Consider the following 242-nt stretch of genomic DNA (forward strand, 5'->3'; position numbering starts at 1 on the left):
CCTTCTCGAAGGCGTCACCGAAGAGGAAGCCGTGGATGAAGCCGGCACAGACCCCCGGTACGCTGAGGACTCCGCCGCGGCGTGTCGCGGCGATGCACTGGCGCAGCGCCTTGCCGCTGGAACCCTCCAGCCGCACGGCGGTGAGCGCCGTCTCCAGCGCGCTGCCCTTGGCCTCGAATCCTACGGCGTCGATCGTGGCGTCCACGCCGTGCCCACCCGTGGCCGAGAGAATGGTTTCGGCC

General features: G+C 70.2%; 1 protein-coding gene. It reads right to left on the reverse strand.

What is annotated here, in order from left to right; genetic code table 11:
• The coding region (locus tag MTCD1_RS20115; RefSeq protein ID WP_438819312.1) for an MDR/zinc-dependent alcohol dehydrogenase-like family protein at nucleotides 1-242 on the reverse strand (242 nt) is incomplete at both ends.

The sequence above is a fragment of the Colwellia marinimaniae genome (assembly GCF_002207865.1).
GTDB lineage: Bacteria > Pseudomonadota > Gammaproteobacteria > Enterobacterales > Alteromonadaceae > Colwellia > Colwellia marinimaniae.